Annotated in this window: 17 protein-coding genes; 11 read left to right on the plus strand and 6 right to left on the minus strand. The window is 42.2% G+C overall.

Annotation, left to right across the window (positions count from 1 at the left end; translation table 11 throughout):
• Positions 1-35 precede the first annotated feature (35 nt).
• From cobB to HQQ94_RS09995, 6 genes are all read left to right on the plus strand, one after another.
• Positions 36-800 carry a Sir2 family NAD+-dependent deacetylase gene (gene cobB / locus HQQ94_RS09970; RefSeq protein ID WP_173294282.1) on the plus strand — a complete coding sequence of 255 codons (765 nt, stop codon included), beginning with the start codon at positions 36-38 and terminating at the stop codon, positions 798-800.
• 53 nt (positions 801-853) lie between these two features.
• Positions 854-1,303 carry an AAA family ATPase gene (locus tag HQQ94_RS09975; protein WP_173296596.1) on the plus strand — a complete coding sequence of 150 codons (450 nt, stop codon included), beginning with the start codon at positions 854-856 and terminating at the stop codon, positions 1,301-1,303.
• A gap of 359 nt (positions 1,304-1,662) precedes the next feature.
• Positions 1,663-2,667, plus strand: coding sequence for an ABC transporter substrate-binding protein (locus tag HQQ94_RS09980; RefSeq protein ID WP_173294283.1), 1,005 nt, complete (start codon positions 1,663-1,665; stop codon positions 2,665-2,667).
• 82 nt (positions 2,668-2,749) lie between these two features.
• The gene (locus tag HQQ94_RS09985; protein ID WP_173294284.1) at positions 2,750-3,649 is read left to right on the plus strand and encodes a proline/glycine betaine ABC transporter permease; all 900 of its coding nucleotides are present in this window, start codon (positions 2,750-2,752) and stop codon (positions 3,647-3,649) included.
• The gene (locus HQQ94_RS09990; protein ID WP_173294285.1) at positions 3,642-4,913 is read left to right on the plus strand and encodes a glycine betaine/L-proline ABC transporter ATP-binding protein; all 1,272 of its coding nucleotides are present in this window, start codon (positions 3,642-3,644) and stop codon (positions 4,911-4,913) included. Before HQQ94_RS09985 ends, HQQ94_RS09990 begins: the two co-directional genes overlap by 8 nt.
• A 3-nt stretch (positions 4,914-4,916) precedes the next feature.
• The gene (locus tag HQQ94_RS09995; RefSeq protein WP_173296597.1) at positions 4,917-6,140 is read left to right on the plus strand and encodes a carbohydrate porin; all 1,224 of its coding nucleotides are present in this window, start codon (positions 4,917-4,919) and stop codon (positions 6,138-6,140) included.
• A 129-nt stretch (positions 6,141-6,269) separates the two neighbouring features.
• Here HQQ94_RS09995 and HQQ94_RS10000 read toward each other — a convergent pair whose 3' ends face one another.
• From HQQ94_RS10000 to eco, 5 genes are all read right to left on the minus strand, one after another.
• The gene (locus HQQ94_RS10000; protein ID WP_173294286.1) at positions 6,270-6,776 is read right to left on the minus strand and encodes a GNAT family N-acetyltransferase; all 507 of its coding nucleotides are present in this window, start codon (positions 6,774-6,776) and stop codon (positions 6,270-6,272) included.
• Positions 6,777-6,922: 146 nt separating this feature from the next.
• Positions 6,923-7,186, minus strand: a complete 264-nt coding sequence (locus tag HQQ94_RS10005) for a hypothetical protein (RefSeq protein ID WP_173294287.1) — start codon at positions 7,184-7,186, stop codon at positions 6,923-6,925.
• A gap of 2 nt (positions 7,187-7,188) precedes the next feature.
• Positions 7,189-7,683: a GNAT family N-acetyltransferase gene (locus HQQ94_RS10010; protein WP_173294288.1), complete on the minus strand. Its 495-nt coding sequence runs from the start codon at positions 7,681-7,683 to the stop codon at positions 7,189-7,191.
• 123 nt (positions 7,684-7,806) lie between these two features.
• Complete coding sequence (locus HQQ94_RS10015; protein ID WP_173294289.1) at positions 7,807-9,105, minus strand: cytosine deaminase; 1,299 nt, start codon at positions 9,103-9,105, stop codon at positions 7,807-7,809.
• 361 nt (positions 9,106-9,466) lie between these two features.
• Entirely contained in the window at positions 9,467-10,054 is a 588-nt protein-coding gene (gene eco / locus HQQ94_RS10020; RefSeq protein WP_173294290.1) for a serine protease inhibitor ecotin, read from the minus strand.
• Between the two features lie 245 nt (positions 10,055-10,299).
• Here eco and HQQ94_RS10025 point away from each other — a divergent pair, with 245 nt between their 5' ends.
• A complete protein-coding gene (locus tag HQQ94_RS10025; protein ID WP_173294291.1) occupies positions 10,300-10,788 on the plus strand; it encodes a hypothetical protein in 489 nt (162 codons plus the stop codon).
• Between the two features lie 194 nt (positions 10,789-10,982).
• Here the strand turns inward: HQQ94_RS10025 and bioA are convergent, their stop codons facing one another.
• Complete coding sequence (bioA, locus tag HQQ94_RS10030) at positions 10,983-12,350, minus strand: adenosylmethionine--8-amino-7-oxononanoate transaminase (protein WP_173294292.1); 1,368 nt, start codon at positions 12,348-12,350, stop codon at positions 10,983-10,985.
• 110 nt (positions 12,351-12,460) lie between these two features.
• On the opposite strand from bioA, the gene bioB reads away from it, so the two are divergent.
• The 4 genes from bioB to bioD are packed head-to-tail and all read left to right on the plus strand — an operon-like array spanning position 12,461 to position 16,280.
• On the plus strand, positions 12,461-13,525 hold the full coding sequence (gene bioB, locus HQQ94_RS10035; RefSeq protein ID WP_173294293.1) for a biotin synthase BioB: 1,065 nt from the start codon (positions 12,461-12,463) through the stop codon (positions 13,523-13,525).
• A gap of 48 nt (positions 13,526-13,573) precedes the next feature.
• The gene (locus tag HQQ94_RS10040; RefSeq protein WP_375335717.1) at positions 13,574-14,743 is read left to right on the plus strand and encodes an aminotransferase class I/II-fold pyridoxal phosphate-dependent enzyme; all 1,170 of its coding nucleotides are present in this window, start codon (positions 13,574-13,576) and stop codon (positions 14,741-14,743) included.
• Positions 14,744-14,795: 52 nt separating this feature from the next.
• On the plus strand, positions 14,796-15,596 hold the full coding sequence (locus HQQ94_RS10045) for a methyltransferase domain-containing protein (protein WP_173294295.1): 801 nt from the start codon (positions 14,796-14,798) through the stop codon (positions 15,594-15,596).
• Between the two features lie 6 nt (positions 15,597-15,602).
• Positions 15,603-16,280, plus strand: coding sequence for a dethiobiotin synthase (bioD, locus tag HQQ94_RS10050; protein WP_173296598.1), 678 nt, complete (start codon positions 15,603-15,605; stop codon positions 16,278-16,280).
• Positions 16,281-16,333 lie beyond the last annotated feature (53 nt).

Raw genomic sequence — 16,333 nt, forward strand, 5'->3', positions numbered from 1 at the left:
GTGAACTTTTTTAATAAGAAAGGAAAGGACTGAAGATGTATCAGCAGATCGTAATATTAACTGGCGCGGGTATTTCAGCTGAATCGGGTATAAACACGTTTCGAGATCAAGATGGTCTTTGGGAGGAACATAAGATTGAAGATGTTGCTACTCCCGAAGGTTATGCCAGAAACCCAGTGATGGTTGAGGCGTTTTATAACGCGCGTATTGCTCAATTACACGATGGGAAGGTAACGCCTAATAAGGGTCATCATGCGTTAGTCAAACTTGAACAGGAATTTAATGGTGAGCTATTAATTGTAACGCAAAACATTGATGATTTACATGAGCGTGCAGGGTCTCGTCGCCTGTTACATATGCATGGTGAGTTGTTTAAATCTCGTTGCCCACAGTCACAACAAACATTTATGTTACAAGACACATTTGGGCCTGAACACACTTGTACTTGTTGCATACCGGCCCAACGACTGCGTCCTCATGTGGTGTGGTTTGGTGAAATACCTATCGGACTTGATAGAATCCAAGATGCACTTGATAGCTGTGATCTTTTTATTGCCATTGGAACGTCTGGAACTGTTTATCCTGCAGCAGGGTTTGTCGATACGGCTAATTATCATGGGGCACAAACCATTGAAGTTAATTTAGCTGAAGCTGATCGCCATAGTAAATTCCAATATCACGTACAAGGTAAGGCAAGTCAACGATTGCCTGATTTGGTCAATCATATTCTTCAGGGGAGAAAGGTGAGTGATTTAAGTTGCGCAGTGACGGATAACTTGATCGGAAAAGGCGATATTTGATGATAAAAAACAATAGTGAGAATGCATCAGAGTTGAAGGTTGAGGACGCGAACATCGCTCACCATGTGGCCATTATTATGCGTGGCTTGCCTGGAAGTGGGAAGTCACATTGGGTGAATGAATTCATTGCTCGTCAGCCGATTCATCTCAGGGCGCGGCTCCTTAATCATGGTTGCTTTTCAACCGATACTTTTTTTTATCGCGATGGCCAGTATCAGTTTGATCCTCGATGTTTGCCTGAGTATCACCAGCGGAATTTAACGGGGTTTATTTATGCCATTTCACAAGGTGAGCCGATAGTTATCTGCGATAACACTAATTTGGCTAAATGGGAGTCTATGGCGTACGAAGCTGCCGCAAAATCACTCAATTATCAGGTGCGTTATGTTTTAGTTGGCGTACCCAATGATAGTCATCATCAAGCATTGTGTGCTAAGCGTAATCGTCATGGTATTTCATTAACACAAATAGTGAAAATGGCAAAACAGTTCGAGGAATTTTAACCGTTTTAGGGCGTGTTTACTGACTAGGTTTTATGGCGCATTCTGGTGACGAATTCCTATTTAGAAACGAATTTGATCGTCTCAAAACAGTTCGTTCTCTAACTATTTTACGATTACTTTTCATGCTGATTTATTGGCTGTGTTATTTCTATTTTAACGAATTGAATATGTTGATTTAGGCTATTGATATCTATATTAATTTTGTCAATTATCTGGCGTGTATATTACAGTGTGAATTTTGTTTTATAATCTCTAAAAAAGGATGCGATTAAGTTAATTTAAAGTGGGTCAACTTGTATGGAAATGGTTATTTGTGTAATGTAATGGCTATATTCTCATCGCTTCGAGCAGGGAGCTCTATGAAAAAATTCATTTTAATCGTTGGTTTACTAAGCACTTCTATAGCACAACAGGCATTGGCAAATGAGCAATGCGGCAAGGTGACTATCGCTGATATGAACTGGAGTTCTGCTTCACTGATTGCCAATGTCGACCGTTTTATTCTTCAACATGGTTTGGGCTGCGAAGCTGAGTTACTTCCAGGTGACACCATGCCCACTAGCACCTCAATGATTGAAAAAGGCCAACCTGATATTGCACCTGAAATATGGAGCAACGGGGTAAAAAAACTGATTGAAAAAGGGGTAAGTGATAAACGATTAGTCATTGCGGGAGAATCTCTTTCTGATGGCGGAGAAGAGGGTTTTTGGGTGCCTCAATATATGGTCGATAACGATCCCAGCTTGAAAACAATTGAAGGGGTAATCGCCAAAGTTACTGACTTTGATCATCCAGAAGATCCTGATAGAGGAGCCTTTTATGGATGTCCTGCCGGGTGGGGGTGCCAGCTTTCGGCTGAAAATCTTTACCGAGCTCTGAAGTTGAATGAAGCGGGCTTTGATCTTATCGATCCCGGTTCAGGGGCTGGACTATCAGGCTCTATTGCACGTGCTTATGAACGTAAAAAGCCTTGGTTTGGTTATTACTGGTCGCCGACTGCCGTGCTAGGTAAGTACAAAATGGTGAAGGTGGATTTTGGTACTGGTGTTGATTTAGCCCATTTCAGTGCTTGTCTTTCTTTAGCTCAATGCGCTGATCCTAAGGTGAGCATGTATCCTAAGGCATTAGTGCAAACCATTACCACGCCAGATTTTGCTAAAAAATCGACTCAAGGTTTTGACTATCTTAGTCGACGTGCATTTACCAATGCCCAGATGAATAGCCTACTTGCTTGGATGGAAGATAATCAGGCTGATGGTGATATTGCAGCAGAGTATTTCTTAACTCATTATGAGGACGTATGGATAAAATGGCTTCCTGCTGATGCTGCAGCAAAAGTGAAACTAGCACTTAAAGCCCGTTAAATAGATTATGGCGAGGTTTTTGGACCTCGTCACTTCCCCCCTTTCTACGCGTAAATAATGTAAACATAAATTAGAGGTATTAATGGCCGATTCTTCTTGGCTTAACACATTTCCTAAAATGGATCGTGTCGATTTGTTAGCGATCCGTAAATATTTAGACAGTGCATTTCGTGATTTCTCTCGAGAGTATGGTGATAATATCGAGTTTTTTTTTAGTCCAATGCTCGATTTCCTTATTTGGTTTGAAAAGTTGCTGGTGCAATCCCCCTGGTGGGCAGTCCTTTCGGTTATTACCGGTTTAGTTTACCTTTCTAGTCGTTCATGGAAATTATCTTTTAGCGTAATAGTGTCGTTTTTACTTATTGGTTATTTCGGTATGTGGGAAGACACGATGCGGACGTTAAGCATTATTACAGTGTGTACCATGTTAGCCATCATTTTAGGCGTACCCATAGGTATTTTTATGGCGCGCAGTGATCGGACTCAATCGGTAGTCACCCCTATCTTAGATGTAATGCAGACCATGCCGGCATTTGTTTATTTGATCCCAGTGGTCATGTTACTTGGCATAGGTAAAGTGCCCGGTGTGATTGCGGTTGTGATCTACGCCATACCGCCCGTTATTCGCCTTACCAACTTGGGGATCCGCTTGGTAGATAAAGAAGTTCTTGAAGCTGCTACAGCTTATGGAGCCAATAAAATGCAACGCTTAATGGGTGTGCAATTGCCACTCGCTTCCCCAACCATCATGGCGGGGATTAATCAAACGATTATGATGGCACTGGGGATGGTGGTGATAGCATCAATGATTGGGGTTAAAGGTTTAGGTCAGCCGGTACTCAAGTCAATTACAAACCAGTATTTTACTCTGGGTCTTTTTAATGGCTTAGCCATCGTTGCGTTAGCTATCATTTTTGACAGGGCCACACAGGCTTATGCTAAGCGCTCTCAGAAACACCTGCTGGATGGACATAATGCCTAGTAAAGCGAAAAAACAGCCTTTAATTCAGATAAGAGATCTTTATAAGGTTTTTGGCAAAAAACCAGCCAGTGTCATGCCTATGGTACATGAAGGTTTATCGAAAGAGAGTATTTTGGCCCAAACCAGTCATACCCTAGGCCTTAAAGCGATTAATCTTGATATTCACAAGGGCGAAATTTTTGTCATTATGGGCTTATCTGGCTCAGGAAAATCCACATTAATTCGACACTTCAATCGGCTTATCGATCCCACAGAAGGGCAAATTTTGGTGGAAGGTATTGACGTAATGAAACTCAATACCAAGGAGCTAGAAGCATTTCGTCGTAAAAAAATGGCCATGGTGTTTCAACGTTTTGGGCTTATGCCTCATCGTAATGTGCGCGATAATGTTGCTTACGGACTCAAGGTGCAGGGACTTGATAAAGTGAGTCGAAGTGCCAAAGCGGATCAATGGCTAGAAATTGTCGGTCTCAATGGGTATGGAAACCAATACCCATCACAGCTTTCTGGTGGTCAGCAGCAACGTGTTGGTTTAGCTAGAGCACTTTGTACAGATGCTGAAATCTTACTCATGGATGAGGCATTTTCTGCACTCGATCCATTGATCCGAAGTGAGATGCAAGATCAATTGGTTGAACTGCAAAAAGATCTGAATAAAACCATTATTTTTATCACCCATGATCTTGATGAAGCATTGAGAATTGGAGATAGAATTGCCATTTTAAAAGATGGTGAATTAGTCCAGATTGGCAAGCCTGTCGATATTTTACTGAACCCAGCTGATGATTATGTTGAAGCTTTTGTCAAAGATGTGAATCGCCCCCGTGCCTTAACGGTTGATACCGTGATGAAGCCTCCTGCATATCGTTTGACTGCAGATACCATCGGAGAGGCGCTTAAAGAGATGAGGCGGATACCGGCTAATTATGCTTATTACATGACTGAAGACGGCTTTCAGGGGGTGGTGTGTGAGAAAGCGTTGGAAGATGCTGCCAAATCAGATAAAGAAGCCCCAATGGATGAGTTTAAGGTAGAAGATATGAACACCATATCGCCAGATTCGCTGCTGGAAAGCATTATTCCAGCGACCATGAAATCAAAATTTCCTCTTCCAGTGGTCGATGATGATGGGGATCTACAAGGTGTACTTTCGAGGGAACATCTTGCAGAGGTATTATCGGGTTTCAACAATGATGAAGTAGACGAAATAGATGAAAAGGTGCGTGAAGATAGAGTAAACCATAATGATAAACAAAAGGGATAAATGATGATCCGTAAGACACTATTAGCTTCTTGTATTGCAGTGATGTTAAGCGCTAACGCAAATTCTACCTCGGTGGACGAAGAAATAGCAGCTCTAAAGACCCGTATTGGTCAATTGGAATCAGAAAAGGGGGCAACAGCAGTCGATAGTAAGGAAAAAAAGGAGAATGCTATCAAGTTTGGTGGCGCTGCTCGTTTCCAATATTCCTATGAAGATTACGATGAAGATAATAAAGATCGGGGTGGTGACCTTGACTTTGATGTCTTTCGTATCGAGGTTGACGGAAATCTCGACGATATTATTTTTTCTGCTCAGTATCGCTGGTTTCAGTATATGCACGTGGTGCATCATGCCTGGGTCGGTTACAATTTTGATGAGCATCAACAAGGAAAAATTGGGGTGACTCAAGTGCCTTTTGGTATTTTACCATTTGCATCAAATAGTTTCTTTTTCAGTTCTAATTTTTATTTGGGGCTTGAAGATGATTATGATATGGGCCTGAATTATACCTACAAAAACGAGGCCAACCAACTGGATCTGGCTTTTTACAAAAATGATGAGTTAGGTGGATTGGATGGGTATGTTTCTGATCGCACTGAGCGCTACTCCTATGATGTGGTGGGTGTTCGCGGCGATGGAGATGACCCAGATACAGGTAAGCCGAAAATCGAAGCTGCAGAAACCAATACTGTTAATGTGCGTTATGCCCATAACTTAGTGTTTGATGATCTTGCCATTGAGCTTGGCGTATCGGCTCAGGTTGGTCAATTGGATCTAACAAGTAAGCAAGATGGCGATCATCTCTCCGCGGCGTTGCACGGTGTAGTAAATTATGATCGCTGGAATGCCAAGTTACAGATGACAGGTTATGAGTATGATATCGATGGCATGGATGTTGAGCAAATGGCGGTTGGTGCTTATGGTTTTTATGACTCTATTCCAGCTGAGGCAACCAGTTATATGGCGAACCTAGCGTACAGTTTACCTGTGAGCATAGGGCCAATATCAAATCTGACCTTTTATAATGATTACTCGCTTGTGACTGATAAATCCACTGATTTGGAAGATACTTTTATGAATGTCACCGGTGTTGCTATTACCGCGGGTGGTCTCTATACCTATGTCGATTTTGTTATCGCTGAGAATCAACCGTTTATTGGTGGCTCAATGGTCGGAGATGGTGAGGTTAACCATCGTCTTAATATTAACGTCGGTTATTATTTTTAATATAAATATTTAGGTGCGATATTACTTATTTATGTGGTGATAAAAAACAAGGTAAGTCTGGTTAGGTTTATCTTGTTTTTTTATATCGTTAACAGTGCTTTATATCCCAGTGATGACGGTGAAAAATATTTAGGTTAACGCTAAACGCCAGTTAAATAATGTATCTGTCTCATCTGTTTTGGTAAATTGATTACGCTCTAAAATAGTATAGGAGGCCACATTGCTTTTATCCGTTGAAGCAATGATGGTGTTGACGTTAGCTTGTTGTTTTGCCCAGCCTATTAATCCTGCGAGGGCTTCAATCATAAAGCGTTTACCTCTGAACTCTTCGTAAGTCCCATAACCTACTTCAATTTCCCCCTTTTCATTAGGCTCACCAAAAAAGCACAGATCTCCGACCATGGTGTTTTGTTGTTTATCGATAACAGACCAAAGAGTTGAATATAAGTAATTTTTATCGGGATCAGCCACATTTGGTAAAATCATGTTATCCAGTGCCTCTTTAAGCTCACTGGAAATGGTCATTGTTGTTTTATTAACCTTCAATTCCACTTCTAAAGAGTGGTCGGCTATTGCATATTTACTGAGTTGGTCGTAGGTGAGAGGCTGTAATCTAAGTCTTGGTGTTTCAATCATATTTATTTTTTTTGTGAGATTAATTGTGAGATTGATTGTAACATTCTTTACTCTTTGTGGCGCTGTGCGTGGTTATTGTTTTAATTGTGTTTATTTTAGTGTTTTTGGTGCTTTTCGGCTTGTGGCATAAACGAGAATAAATCAGGCTAAATTGATGACACAGATTTGGTGTGTAAATGCTGTAATATCTCGAGGTTTAATTTTTTGATAACAATCACTGTGTCGGGGAGCGTGGTGTTTAATGCAACCCAGCCATCAGTGCCCATGATATCAAGCGTTAATATCAGCAGCTCTGCTTGTGTCATGGTGACACTGGTTGGCTGCCACATTCCCGTGACTCTGATGATACCTAGACTGGTATTGAGCCGGCTGATAGCAAATGTTGTTGTTTCGCTGGTGGTGTTGGTCATTGTTAACTTGCAGAAGTCAGTTTTGTTGACATGGAAACTGACGCCAATATAAAACCTGCTGGGTGTTGCCAGCGGGTTTCTTCCAAAGCAGTAAACCCAATAGTTTGATAAAACGTCACTGCATTGAGACTTGATGAAAGTTTTAGTTCACTTAATCCTGACTTTTGTGCACTTGAGATTAATGTTTTAGCTATTCGTTTACCAATACCTTTACCAGCAGCATTGGGGTCAACAAAAAGGGATTCAAATCGACTTTGCTCGATATCGATAAATCCAAAACCGAGTATGGTTGTCTTTGCATGTATGTCAGTACTTTCGGCAACGATGGTATTTAAATCGACTAATATCTTGTCAAAGTCATCCGGCATTGGGGAGTGTGCCCATGCGGTGACGATTTCTTTAGGATAATGGGATAAACAAGCCTTTAGAATCGCGTTAGTTCTTATCGCCCAAATGCGTTGCACATCTTTAGCTGTGGCAGTTCTGATTGTGATCAAAAGTGATCTCCTTATCGTAATCAATCATTGAGTGCTGTATGTCTGCTACTCTACTGTATTATTATCTCTATAATTAATATACATAAAATTGATATCTCGTTGCAAATTTTTTGGGTGTGAATACTAACGACGAAAAGTCACGTTTTCAGTGTCGGCTAAATGAATTTTTGTGGTCGCTATTTGGGTTTCAGCGATGCATTTACCGTGACGTATTGAATAACGGACAGGGACTTGGCGGCGCAGAGCATCGAAACCATTATCGGCTGGAAGCACAAGTAAGCTACCTGGCTTGCCTATTTCAATGCCGTATTTGTCTTGAATATTGAGAGTACGTGCTGATTGATGACAGATAAGTGCCAGCGAGTCGTTGATCTCATCATATCCCATTATCTGACACACATGCAGTCCCATATGGAGTACTTGTAACATATTCGCAGTGCCCAGTGGATACCAAGGATCGAAGATATCGTCATGGCCAAAACAGACATTAATATTGGCAGCGAGCATCTCTTTGACCCGAGTGATCCCACGACGTTTAGGGTGATCATCGAAACGTCCTTGCAGGTGAATATTCACTAAAGGATTGGCGACAAAGTGAATGCCAGACATCTTAAGTAAACGAAACAGGCGCGAGGTATAAGCTCCATTATATGAGTGCATGGCTGTAGTATGGCTAGCGGTGACGCGTGAGCCCATATTAAATTGATAAGCCAGCGCTGCGACAGTTTCGACAAAACGTGATTGCTCATCATCAATCTCATCACAGTGAACATCGATCATGCGGTCGTATTTACGCGCAAGGTCAAATACAAAATGCAGTGAGTCGATACCGTATTCACGCGTGAATTCAAAGTGGGGGATAGCACCAATGACATCTGCGCCTAACTTGACAGCTTCTTCAAGCAAGTCCTTGCCATTGGGATAGGATAAAATGCCTTCTTGTGGGAAGGCGACGATTTGAATGTCTACCCATTCTTTCATCTCCTGTTTCACCTCAAGCATGGCTTTGAGTGCAAGAAGAGATGGATCGGAAACATCAACATGGGTACGAACGTGTTGAATACCATTGGCGATTTGCCACTTTAGTGTCTGCTTGGCTCGGTTTTTCACATCGTCAATAGAAAGCATAGACTTACGCTCTGACCAACGTTCAATGCCCTCAAATAATGTACCAGAGATATTCCAGCTTGGCTCACCGGCAGTTTGTGTGGTGTCTAAATGGATGTGGGGTTCGCAAAACGGGGAAATGGCCATACCACCTTCACCGTCAATTATCTTCCCTGAGACATTTGAAGAGCTAAAATGTAGATTGTCGGTCATTGAGGCTATTGCTTGAAATGCTCCATTTTCAATTAAAATTTGCTGTAGACCTTGTTTGCCTTCAATCGTGACATTTTGGAGCAGCAAGTTGGCAGTTGGCATGGTATTTCCTTATGTGTTGGCTCATTCGATACTGCTTACTGCTAGGGAATAGTGTATTTCTTTATTGACCTTTTAACCAAACGACTTGGATTAAATTTCTTGCGTTAGGATTTGCTAGCTTGTTGACTATAATACATCAAAATGCTCAGTAGCTGCCTTTTATGGTTAGGTGTGATCCAATCAAGTTCATAAAGGTGAGCCACAGATGCGGCTAACGTAATTTGATGTAAATTGTCATAAGAATCCCTTTTCATTCTTAGTATCATTAACAATCTATCGATTAATTAATACTCATTTTTAGCACTATACTGAAGTCCCCTTAAGATGCCAACCTGCTCGTTAGCATTTTAAGGGCATAACATTAATTTGTTTGCGTTTCACTGGCTTTAGAGGTGTGGAAGCTCCCGTCTACACGCCAAAGTCGGTATCTCAGTTCGCTGCCTTTGGGTAGGTAAAAAACCTTAGCTAAATGGCTATCATAGTTGAGTTTAAGTTCATCTTGAATAGGAACGAAGCTTTCTTTCTCGCTTTCTTTACGAATACAAGCCATACGTGTACTGGCCCCTTCATTAATGCTATCGACCTGATAGTAATGATACCCCCAGCCTTTTACTGAATGTTCCATGAGTTCGCCTGAGAGCACTTGTTGATTACAATCTACCATTTTTGTTTGGCCGATTTGGATCTCTAGTAGGTAATTAGATTCATCATCTAAAGTCGGTAATGTTAAAATATGCTGTTCTAAACCGTTTGTCGGAGCAGGGAACATCTTAGTTGTTTCTTGTCTTTGGTAATTAGATGCCGTGAAAGTTTGAGTTGTGATGTTGTTTTCACTGTGATCATTTGGCTGAGTTGAATGATTAGCTAAGACATTGAAAGAGAAGAGTGAGATGGCTAAGGCTGTCGTCGTTAATGCATGTTTAGCAATATTAAGGGGCGATGAATTCATATAATCTCCAAAAATAAAATGATGTACTTTAAGTTACCGACTTTTATAAACGATACCAAAAACAAAAAGGGTTAAATTAATTTATTACTTTCTTAATTGAATGATTTTCACTCGATAGATGAGATGAAATCATGTATGTTTGAATATACCTATGCTTTATAACCTGTTATCTAGCATTGAGTAGACGACAATATGCTTAATTAGGTCTATTTTTAGTAGATGAGATAAATAGCAAAGGAAAATTGATGAATATTGAGTTAATCGGAAATTTTGTAGGATTAACGCTGGCTCATACCGCTTTTATTGGTAGCGGGCAAGATGGTGAGTTAATGGTGCCATACATTATTTTACAGTCTGGAGCGAAAAGGGAGGTACAAAACTTTGAAGCTGAGACCCAGCAAAAAGCGATAGAACTTGCTCATAAGGCGATTGACAAGCAGCAAGCTTCGGTGGATGCTTGGGCGTATGCCCAAGAAGGTGTGATTGAGTTAGCAGATGGCACTAAACAAGATGTGTACCTAATTAAGGCGTGGTCGAATGATTTAGCTGAGCCTATTGAACTTTATCAAAGGACGCAATCCGTCCCCTTTAAACTGATTGGTAGTATACAAATGCTCAACTTTGAGAAGGCTGGTTTTACTATGGATCAAGCTGAAACGTTCATGAATGCACTCAATACTGGTATTTTGTCCCATAAAAGTGCCAATGAAAATTGGAAAAACTGGTTCGAGTGATCATGAGTGTAGTGCTTTTTTGCGATTAACGTGATCGAACATTGATGGTGTTTAGCTTAGTTGCCATGAATAATCGATATGGATTGTCTTTTGAGTCTCCTTAATGACATCTGCAAACAGATGTATGTAGCATCTTGAGGTCGTGTGGGAATACACCAAAGGACAATAAAGCAAAAGCTTGAGAGAAATGATGGTTATCCATGACTAATAAATGCTGCTGATTGATTTGAATAAAGGGTATTTTTTGCCACTTTCTTCATTGCGTTTGTTAACTGGCTCAGTTGTTTTTTTGATATAATATAAGGTGGCATAATATAGATAAGGTTTGAAAAAGGTCTTATCCAGACACCCAAATCGACAAATTCTTGTTGTAATTGAGCAGTATTGACTGTCGAATTCATCTCTATAACCCCAATAGCCCCTAACACCCGTACATCTTTGACTTCAGGATAATGAATGACTTCTTCCAGTTCAGCCTTTAATTGAATTTCTATATCAATAACTTGCTGCTGCCATTCATTGTTTGCCAATAGTGCTAAGCTCGCACAGGCAGCAGAACAAGCTAGCGGATTGCCCATAAAGGTAGGACCATGCATAAACACGCCTGCAGGAGAGTCACTGATCCCTTGGGCGACCTCATCACTGCACATGGTGACAGCCAGGGAAATATATCCACCTGTAAGCGCTTTACCTAGGCAGAGAATATCCGCTTCAACGACTGCCCCATTGCTAGTGGCATGCTCATAAGCGAATAGCTTACCTGTACGGCCAAAGCCTGTGGCAATTTCATCAAGGATGAGTAACACATTAAATGCATCACACAATTTACGCAGGCCGATTAAATATTCAGGGCTGTAAAAGCGCATACCGCCTGCACCTTGCAGAATAGGCTCGATAATAACGGCAGCGATAGTGTCATGCTTAGAGTCGAGTGTTGCGTGCATTTCATCAAGATCGCTTGGATCAAAAATTTGACCAAATTTTGTTTGCGGCGCGCTAACAAACTCGTGTTGAGTGACGGAATCACCAAACATAGTATGCATACCGCCTTCGGGATCACAGACGCTCATGGCTGCAAAAGTATCGCCATGATAACCGGACTTTACCGTTAGGATCCGTTGTTTTTGTGGCTGCTCTCGGCCTTGCCAATATTGCAATGCCATTTTTAGTGCTACTTCAACGGCAATGGATCCTGAGTCAGCCAAAAAAACTTTAGTCAGCTTAGGGCTAGTGATCTTCACCAGTTTTTTCGATAACTCAATCGCTGGCTGGTGAGTGATCCCGCCAAACATGACATGACTCAAGGTATTAAGTTGATGTTGCATCGTTTGAATGATTGTCGGGTGGCTATAACCATGAACACAGGCCCACCAAGAACTGGTGCCATCAACAAGCTTGCGCCCATCGTGGAGTGTGAGCTCACAGCCTGTAGCTGAGGCGACTCCGAATGCTGGCAGAGCATTATTCATCGACGTGTACGGATGCCAGATATGTTGTTTATCAAAATTGAAGTCAATTGAATGGTTATTAACAGAGACATTGCAATGAGTATTGCTGGCCATAAATTATCCTATAGTAAACCTTGTGTTCGGTTTGTCGTTGACAGATTACTGTCTACAGGTATCCTAGGCAAGATAAAAACAAATAATATTGAGCTGAAAGGGTAAGGTTAATGTCGGATATGCAGATACGCCATGATTGGCAACGTGATGAGATAGAAGCACTGTTTGCTTTACCTATGAATGATCTATTGTTTAAGGCTCACTCGATCCATCGTCAGGTTTATGATCCGAACGAGATCCAGATCAGCCGTTTACTGTCGATTAAAACCGGTGCTTGTCCGGAAGATTGCAAATATTGCCCTCAAAGTGCACGTTATGATACCGGTCTTGAGAAAGAGCGATTAATCGAGATTGGAAAAGTGTTGACTGAAGCCCGTAGCGCTAAAGCGGCGGGAGCATCACGTTTTTGCATGGGAGCTGCGTGGCGCAACCCCCATGCTCGTGATATGCCGTATCTAAAAGATATGGTGCGTGAAGTTAAGTCTATGGGCATGGAGACATGCATGACATTAGGCATGATATCGCCAGATCAGGCGGGAGAATTAGCCGAAGCAGGTTTAGATTATTACAACCATAATCTGGACACCTCGCCAGAATATTATGGCGACATCATTACCACCCGCACTTATCAAGATAGACTCGATACCTTGTCCAATGTACGCGCGGCGGGCATGAAAGTCTGCTCCGGTGGTATTGTGGGTATGGGGGAGCAAGCCAGTGATCGTGCCGGATTATTGCAGCAGCTTGCTAATATGGAGGAACATCCAGATTCAGTGCCGATTAATATGTTAGTGAAAGTGGCGGGGACACCGTTTGAAAACCTCGATGATCTCGACCCTTTAGTATTTGTCAGAACCATCGCAGTCGCTCGCATCTTGATGCCATATTCTCGAGTACGCCTTTCTGCTGGCCGTGAAAGCATGAGCGATGAAATGCAGGCAATGTGCTTTTTTGCTGGTGCGAACTCTATTTTTTATGGGTGTAAGTTATTGACCACCAATAACCCTGAAGAAAATGATGATATGGCTTTGTTTAGACGTCTTGGTTTGCACCCAGAACAAGGCAAGTATGCCACGATTGAAGAGGATAAAGCAGTATTTGAAAAAGCAACCGCTAAAGCGAATGCCATTAAAGATAAGCAAAGTGCTGCTTTTTATGATGCCGCAGCCTTATGAACAGTCAGTATTTTTACCATGAATGAGTGTGCCCATTTCCCAGAGATAGTGTCCATGTCATTGTCTGAAAAAATGCACATGAAACAGACTCAGCTTAAGCAAGCTGGGTTGTTGAGGGTGAGACAAAAAATAGATCCTGCTTCGGTGAATCAAATATATCCTTCGATGGTATTGTCCGTTGATGGGGTGGAACACATCAACTTCAGCAGTAATGATTATCTGGGTTTATCTCAAGCGCCAGAGATGCTAGATGCGCTTTGTTTAAGTGCAAAGCAATATGGCGTAGGAAGTGGATCTTCACCCTTAGTCACTGGTTACGGTCATGCACACCAGTTACTTGAGGAGCAGCTTTGCCAAGTGACAGGCCATGAAGCAGGTTTGCTTTTTTGTTCAGGTTTTAGTGCCAATACGGCTCTGATGAAAACCTTGTTCAATACTGGGGATACCGTGGTGGCCGATAAACGGGTACATGCCTCTATTGTCGATGGTTTAGTGGACAGTAAGGCGACTTTAAAACGTTTTTTGCATAACGATCTTGCCAGTGCTGAACGACTCATGTCGAAATATGCCCCACAAGCATTGGTGACAGAAAGTATTTTCAGCATGGATGGCGACGTAGCACCACTGGCAGATTTATCGCGTCTATGCCGTGAAAATAACACGTGTTTTATTGTCGATGATGCTCACGGGTTTGGGATTCAGCCAGCCCTTCCGGCGACGATGAAACCAGTGAATGCATCCATTGCCGATATTCAGGTTGTGACCTTTGGTAAAGCGCTAGGGTGTCAAGGAGCCGCCATTCTTGGGAGTCAGCTCCTTATCGACTTTTTGGTCTCGAACGCCCGGGAATATATTTATTCGACGGCGCTGTCACCCATTAATGCCAGCCTTGCGTTGACAGCGGTAAAGTTGACACAAACTTCTGAGTTAAGGGCAGTTAAATTGGCAGAAAATATTGCTTACTTTAAGCAATCTTGCCTTTCAGCCAAGATATGGTTGAGTGAGTCTATGACGCCGATCCAACCTTTGATCATCGGTGATGTGGATAACACATTAGCCATTGCAGAGAAGTTGAAAAGCTTAGGCGTGTGGGTAGGGGCTATTCGTCCTCCTACAGTGCTTAAGGGCAGTGCACGACTGAGGATAACGATCACAGCGTTACATACCCATGGTGACATTGACACATTAGTCAACTCGTTAACCTTGGCCCTTGGTTAATCGTCATGAATGTGAACATTCAGACAGCTAGTGATTAGATGAGTGTATAGAGATGAGATCAGAGCAAGTCATTGATAGGATTAACGAGCGAAGTAACACAGATGTCATTGCCGAGTGTTTTTCTGCGGCGGCGAACACCTATCACCACCATAACAGCTTACAGAAAATCTCAGCACAGAAGCTGCTTAACGAGATGAGCCCAAGTGGTGTGTTACTGGATATTGGCTGCGGACCCGGAACTGATTTTAGCTATTTTATTCATTTAAAGCATGTTATTGCACTTGATATTGCGCAAGGAATGCTTGATCAGGTGGAGCGTCATTTCCCCACATATCAAACAATATGCAGTGATGCTAAAGCCATCCCTTTAGCGCAAAACAGCGTCGATACTGTGTATTCAAATCTGGCATTACAGTGGTGTGATGATATCAAGCAATCTTTTGACAGTACCGCTTTAGCACTTAAATCTGGCGGTAATTATCACTTAGCTATCGTGGCTCAAGACAGTTTACCTGAGTTAACAGAGTTAGGGTTTAGGGCTAATTCATTCAGAAGTCTACCTAATATCGCATCCCAGTTTGATCCAGAGGTGTGGCGAATTAAGTCAGCAGCGGTAGAAACCATTACCGTTTACTTTACTAGTTTAAAAGCCTTACTTTATTCGATTAAAGGGGTCGGGGCTTCGATACATACTGGTGCATCACCGTCTAATTCGACTTCATCAGTATTAAGCCATGGCATACGTGGTCGTGGTGATTGGCAAAAACAGTTAGTGAAAGCTGAAAGGATGCGGCAAGAGGCAGGTTTACCTTTGACGTATCACATTGCACGACTACATATCGAAAAAAGGTAATAGATGATTTATTTTGTGACGGGGACTGATACAGATTGCGGTAAAACCTTTATCGCTTCGGCGTTGTTATGTCAGGCTAAGAACGCAGATAAATCCACTTTAGGGCTTAAACCCATTGCCTCAGATTGTGAGGCAACACCACTAGGGTTGAGAAATGCTGACGCACTGAGTTTAATGGCTCAATCGAGTATTGAGTTAGCTTACTCACAGGTGAATCCGATTTCATTTAAGCCCGCCATCGCCCCGCATATTGCAGCAGAGAAAATGGGAGTCGATATCTCTCCTAGTAGAGTCTGTGACAGTTTGACTCCTGTACTCTCATTACTTAGTCAAGAGGATTTCTGTCTGATAGAAGGGGCGGGAGGTTGGCGTTTGCCACTGGGGGAAGGTCAGTTTCTTTCACAAGTGGTTAAGCAACTGTCTTTACCGGTTATTCTTGTGGTGGGTGTGAAGTTAGGGTGCTTAAATCATGCTGTGTTGACCCAGGAGGCGATGTTAGCTGATGGCATCAAGATAGCCGGTTGGGTGGGTAACATCCTTGATCCTAATATAGCCTACCTTGAAGAAAATTTGACTTCTTTACATCAACTGATGACATCTGCTTGTGTCGGTGTCGTCCCCCATTTACAAGATTGTTGTGTTGAGCGCGCAGCACTTGAGCTCAATATCGATATATTGACATGATTGGGGCATGACAGTGGGGTTACTTTCATTTTAATCGACCAAATCCCCCCAAG

The sequence above is a fragment of the Shewanella sp. VB17 genome (assembly GCF_013248905.1).
Classification (GTDB): domain Bacteria; phylum Pseudomonadota; class Gammaproteobacteria; order Enterobacterales; family Shewanellaceae; genus Shewanella.

Coding starts and splice junctions, on each gene's coding strand:
- cobB (WP_173294282.1), top strand. CDS start 36: ATGTATCAGCAGATCGTAATATTAACTGGCGCGGGTATTTCAGCTGAA.
- HQQ94_RS09980 (WP_173294283.1), top strand. CDS start 1,663: ATGAAAAAATTCATTTTAATCGTTGGTTTACTAAGCACTTCTATAGCA.
- HQQ94_RS09985 (WP_173294284.1), top strand. CDS start 2,750: ATGGCCGATTCTTCTTGGCTTAACACATTTCCTAAAATGGATCGTGTC.
- HQQ94_RS09990 (WP_173294285.1), top strand. CDS start 3,642: ATGCCTAGTAAAGCGAAAAAACAGCCTTTAATTCAGATAAGAGATCTT.
- HQQ94_RS09995 (WP_173296597.1), top strand. CDS start 4,917: ATGATCCGTAAGACACTATTAGCTTCTTGTATTGCAGTGATGTTAAGC.
- HQQ94_RS10000 (WP_173294286.1), bottom strand. CDS start 6,776: ATGATTGAAACACCAAGACTTAGATTACAGCCTCTCACCTACGACCAA.
- HQQ94_RS10005 (WP_173294287.1), bottom strand. CDS start 7,186: ATGACCAACACCACCAGCGAAACAACAACATTTGCTATCAGCCGGCTC.
- HQQ94_RS10015 (WP_173294289.1), bottom strand. CDS start 9,105: ATGCCAACTGCCAACTTGCTGCTCCAAAATGTCACGATTGAAGGCAAA.
- eco (WP_173294290.1), bottom strand. CDS start 10,054: ATGAATTCATCGCCCCTTAATATTGCTAAACATGCATTAACGACGACA.
- HQQ94_RS10025 (WP_173294291.1), top strand. CDS start 10,300: ATGAATATTGAGTTAATCGGAAATTTTGTAGGATTAACGCTGGCTCAT.
- bioA (WP_173294292.1), bottom strand. CDS start 12,350: ATGGCCAGCAATACTCATTGCAATGTCTCTGTTAATAACCATTCAATT.
- bioB (WP_173294293.1), top strand. CDS start 12,461: ATGTCGGATATGCAGATACGCCATGATTGGCAACGTGATGAGATAGAA.
- HQQ94_RS10045 (WP_173294295.1), top strand. CDS start 14,796: ATGAGATCAGAGCAAGTCATTGATAGGATTAACGAGCGAAGTAACACA.